3 rRNA genes are annotated in these 5,352 nt (G+C 63.9%); all 3 read left to right on the forward strand.

From position 1 onward, the window contains the following. Nucleotides 1-186 precede the first annotated feature (186 nt). Nucleotides 187-1,693: ribosomal RNA gene (locus tag ACQRCA_RS08200) — 16S ribosomal RNA — on the forward strand. A gap of 399 nt (nt 1,694-2,092) precedes the next feature. Further along, nucleotides 2,093-5,067, forward strand: a 23S ribosomal RNA gene (locus ACQRCA_RS08205). Between the two features lie 149 nt (nt 5,068-5,216). Further along, nucleotides 5,217-5,332, forward strand: a 5S ribosomal RNA gene (rrf, locus tag ACQRCA_RS08210). Together the 16S, 23S and 5S rRNA genes form the textbook arrangement of a ribosomal RNA operon. Nucleotides 5,333-5,352 lie beyond the last annotated feature (20 nt).

The following is a 5,352-nucleotide window of genomic DNA, read 5'->3' on the forward strand; positions in this document are numbered from 1 at the left end:
GATGTGTCGCATCCGGGCAGACATCGAACCATTTGAAATGGTCTGACTTGGATTCGTTTTTCGCAAGGCCGCCGAGAGGCGGCCCCGAGGAATTCCTTTTCCTATCAAACAGAACCATATGAATCGAACGGAACCGATCAGCGATGAACTGAGAGGACCGGACGGGCTCGAGGCCCAAACATATTTTGGACGGAGAGTTCGATCCTGGCTCAGGATGAACGCTGGCGGCGCGCCTAACACATGCAAGTCGAACGGCACCTATCTTCGGATAGAGGCGAGTGGCGAACGGCTGAGTAACACGTGGAGAACCTGCCCCCTCCCCCGGGATAGCCGCCCGAAAGGACGGGTAATACCGGATACCCCCGGGTGCCGCATGGCGCCCGGGCTAAAGCCCCGACGGGAGGGGATGGCTCCGCGGCCCATCAGGTAGACGGCGGGGTGACGGCCCACCGTGCCGACAACGGGTAGCCGGGTTGAGAGACCGACCGGCCAGATTGGGACTGAGACACGGCCCAGACTCCTACGGGAGGCAGCAGTGGGGAATCTTGCGCAATGGGGGCAACCCTGACGCAGCGACGCCGCGTGCGGGACGGAGGCCTTCGGGTCGTAAACCGCTTTCAGCAGGGAAGAGACGAGACTGTACCTGCAGAAGAAGCCCCGGCTAACTACGTGCCAGCAGCCGCGGTAATACGTAGGGGGCGAGCGTTATCCGGATTCATTGGGCGTAAAGCGCGCGTAGGCGGCCCGGCAGGCCGGGGGTCGAAGCGGGGGGCTCAACCCCCCGAAGCCCCCGGAACCTCCGCGGCTTGGGTCCGGTAGGGGAGGGTGGAACACCCGGTGTAGCGGTGGAATGCGCAGATATCGGGTGGAACACCGGTGGCGAAGGCGGCCCTCTGGGCCGAGACCGACGCTGAGGCGCGAAAGCTGGGGGAGCGAACAGGATTAGATACCCTGGTAGTCCCAGCCGTAAACGATGGACGCTAGGTGTGGGGGGACGATCCCCCCGTGCCGCAGCCAACGCATTAAGCGTCCCGCCTGGGGAGTACGGCCGCAAGGCTAAAACTCAAAGGAATTGACGGGGGCCCGCACAAGCAGCGGAGCATGTGGCTTAATTCGAAGCAACGCGAAGAACCTTACCAGGGCTTGACATATGGGTGAAGCGGGGGAGACCCCGTGGCCGAGAGGAGCCCATACAGGTGGTGCATGGCTGTCGTCAGCTCGTGTCGTGAGATGTTGGGTTAAGTCCCGCAACGAGCGCAACCCCCGCCGCGTGTTGCCATCGGGTGATGCCGGGAACCCACGCGGGACCGCCGCCGTCAAGGCGGAGGAGGGCGGGGACGACGTCAAGTCATCATGCCCCTTATGCCCTGGGCTGCACACGTGCTACAATGGCCGGTACAGAGGGATGCCACCCCGCGAGGGGGAGCGGATCCCGGAAAGCCGGCCCCAGTTCGGATTGGGGGCTGCAACCCGCCCCCATGAAGTCGGAGTTGCTAGTAATCGCGGATCAGCATGCCGCGGTGAATGCGTTCCCGGGCCTTGTACACACCGCCCGTCACACCACCCGAGTCGTCTGCACCCGAAGTCGCCGGCCCAACCGCCAAGGGGGGAGGCGCCGAAGGTGTGGAGGGTGAGGGGGGTGAAGTCGTAACAAGGTAGCCGTACCGGAAGGTGCGGCTGGATCACCTCCTTTCTAGGGAGACACATTCTTAGAGAGAGAACACTTTAACTCGAATGGAGGGCAGGAGCCCGTCCGGTGGATGTCTGGCCCGGATACGTCCCCGCAGCACCCGGTCCCCGGGGTCGCACCCGCGTACCTTGAGAGCCGCATAGCGATAGGAGAGAGATGGAAGAGTATCCTCTTCCAGACTCGATTCTTTTCTGCGATTAAATAGAGAATGATAGCAATCATTCATCCGATCCAAACAAGAGGAATTCACTCATTGATGAGTGAGGAGCATCTGATCGCGAGCACAGTGGAACACGCTGTGCCGCGGTATGAGATACCCGAATTGCGACATGAGAGCGCTATTCATGATATCGATTAATTTATATTAGCGACACGTGGATATCCCGCGGGCCCGGAGCGGTCCCGCAAGATACCACGGGCGCACGGCGGATGCCTTGGCACAGGGAGCCGATGAAGGACGCGGCAAGCTGCGATAATCCCCGGCGAGGAGCACACATCCTTCGACCCGGGGGTCTCCGAATGGGCGAACCCATGCACAGCAGTGTGCATATCCCCGGCCTGAACGCATAGGGCCGGGGAGGACAACCCGGGGAACTGAAACATCTAAGTACCCGGAGGAGAGGAAATCAATCTCGAGACTCCCCGAGTAGCGGCGAGCGAAAGGGGACCGATGGCCAAACCGTCGAGCGGGCGTACCCGGCAGGGGTTCCGCCGGCGGGGTTGCAGGGCCGCGCATCCGGGGGCTGCCGCCCCCGGGCGCAGGTCCGGCTGGGGAGCGGAACGGCATGGGAGGGCCGGCCGCAGCGGGTGACAGCCCCGTACGCGAACCCAGACCGGACGGCGCGACGCGGTCCCTGAGTAGGGCCGGGCACGTGAAACCCGGTCCGAACCTGGGTGGACCACCATCCAAGCCTGAGTACTACCCTGTGACCGATAGCGCACCAGTACCGTGAGGGAAAGGTGAAAAGCACCCCGGGAGGGGAGTGAAACAGTACCTGAAACCGTGCGCCCACGAGCAGTCGGAGCACCCTCCGGGGTGTGACGGCGTGCCTTTTGTAGAATGAGCCAGCGAGTCGCTGGCGCGGGGCGAGGTTAACCGAAAGGGAGCCGTAGCGAAAGCGAGCCTTAACAGGGCGACTTGAGTCCCGCGCCGCGGACGCGAAGCCGGGTGAGCTATCCGTGGGCAGGCTGAAGCGGGGGTAAGACCCCGTGGAGGGCCGAACGCACGTCGGTTGAAAACGGCGGCGATGACCTGCGGATAGGGGTGAAAGGCCAATCAAACCCGGAGATATCTCGTTCTCCCCGAAATAGCTTTAGGGCTAGCGTCGCGCGTTCACCGCCGGAGGTAGAGCACCGGATGGACGAGGGGGCTTCGCCGCCTACCGAATCCAACCGAACTCCGAATGCCGGCGGCCCAGAGCGCGGCAGTCAGAGCATGTGGGCTAAGCTGTGTGCTCGAGAGGGAAACAGCCCGGACCGCCCGCTAAGGTCCCCAAGTTCCAGCCGAGTGGCAAAGGATGTGCGTCCGCCCAGACAACCAGGATGTTGGCTTAGAAGCAGCCATGCATTCAAAGAGTGCGTAACAGCTCACTGGTCGAGTGGACATGCGCCGACAATACACGGGGCTAAGCTGGACACCGAAGCGGCGGGATTTTATCTATAGAATCGGTAGGGGAGCTTCCCATGGGCGGAGAAGCCGGAGGGCGACCGACGGTGGAGCGCATGGGAGTGAGAATGCTGGCATGAGTAGCGAGAGACGAGAGAGTAACTCGTCCGCCGTGAACCCGAGGTTTCCTGGGCAAGGCTAATCCTCCCAGGGTCAGTCGGGGGCTAAGGCGAGGCCGGGAGGCGTAGCCGACGCGCAGCAGGCAGACATTCCTGCACCGCGCACGCGGCGCTACGACCGACGGGGCGACGGATGGGGGTGGCTCGGCGGGGTTCTGGACGTCCCCGTGATGGAGCGCGGCCCGCGGACCAGGGAAATCCGGTCCGCATCGAGGGCGAGGCTCCGGACGAAGCGATTGAGCGAAGCGAGTGAGCCCGAGGTCCCTAGAAAAACCCCTAGGCAGGCGCGTGCGCGCCCGTACCGCAAACCGACACAGGTGGGTGGGTAGAACATACCGAGGCGATCGGGTCAACCATGGTCAAGGAACTCGGCACAATGGCCCCGTAACTTCGGGAGAAGGGGTGCCCGCGCGTACGTGAACGGACTTGCTCCGGGAGCGGAGGCGGGCCGCAGTGGAGAGGCCCAAGCGACTGTTTACCAAAAACACAGGACTCTGCAGAAGCCGCAAGGCGACGTATAGGGTCTGACGCCTGCCCGGTGCCGGAAGGTCACGCGGAGGAGTTAGCCGTCTCGGCGAAGCCCCGAAGCCAAGCCCCGGTAAACGGCGGCCGTAACTATAACGGTCCTAAGGTAGCGAAATTCCTTGTCGGGTAAGTTCCGACCTGCACGAAAGGCGCAACGACTTGGGCGCTGTCTCGACCATGGACCCGGTGAAATTGCACTGGTCGTGAAGATGCGACTTACCCGCGGAAGGACGGAAAGACCCCGTGAACCTTCACTGCAGCTTGGCATTGGCCGCTGGTCCCGCGTGTAGAGGATAGGCAGGAGGCGAAGATCCGGAGGCGCCAGCCCCCGGGGAGCCGCCCTTGGAATACTGCCCTCGCGCGACCGGCGTCCTAACCCGAGGCCGTCAACCGGCTCGGGGACCGTGCCAGGCGGGCAGTTTGACTGGGGCGGTCGCCTCCTAAAGGGTAACGGAGGCGCGCGAAGGTCCGCTCGGGACGGTCGGCAACCGTCCTTTTGAATGCAAGAGTACAAGCGGGCTTGACTGCGAGGCCCACGAGCCGAGCAGGTGCGAAAGCAGGCTCTAGTGATCCGGCGGCCCCGAGTGGGTGGGCCGTCGCTCAACGGATAAAAGGTACTCCGGGGATAACAGGCTGATCTTGCCCAAGAGTCCACATCGACGGCAAGGTTTGGCACCTCGATGTCGGCTCATCGCATCCTGGGGCTGGAGCAGGTCCCAAGGGTACGGCTGTTCGCCGTTTAAAGCGGTACGCGAGCTGGGTTCAGAACGTCGTGAGACAGTTCGGTCCCTATCCTCCGTGGGCGCAGGAGAATCGATGGAGGCTGCCCCCAGTACGAGAGGACCGGGGTGGACGCACCTCCGGTGAACCGGTTGTCGACCAACGGCACGGCCGGGTAGCCGCGTGCGGCGCGGATAACCGCTGAAGGCATCTAAGCGGGAAGCCGTTCCAGGGATTAGTTCTCCTTCCGGTAAGGGCCCAGGTAGACTACCTGGTCGATAGACGGCAGGTGCAAGGGCGGCGACGCCCTCAGCCGAGCCGCACTAATCGCCCGAGCTCTTCCGGAACCGCACCTCGCGGCCCGCGGGACCCAGCGCTCACGCGCGGTCCGGGCACGAGGATGCCCCCGAGTCGGATCTCTCCTATGCGCCATGCGGCCCCCAGGGCACGTGAGAGAGACACCGGGCACCGAAGATACGGTGGGCGCCGCCCACCGGTCAGCGGCCAGAGCATGGGGGGCACGCCCGGTCCCGTTCCGAACCCGGAAGCTAAGCCCCATCGCGCCGAGAGTACTGCGGGGCCAGCCCGTGGGAGGCCAGGGCGCCGCTGACCGGTGGACGGCACCGAGCCGT

This window comes from Collinsella sp. SGI.095, from assembly GCF_050314535.1.
Classification (GTDB): Bacteria; Actinomycetota; Coriobacteriia; order Coriobacteriales; family Coriobacteriaceae; genus Collinsella.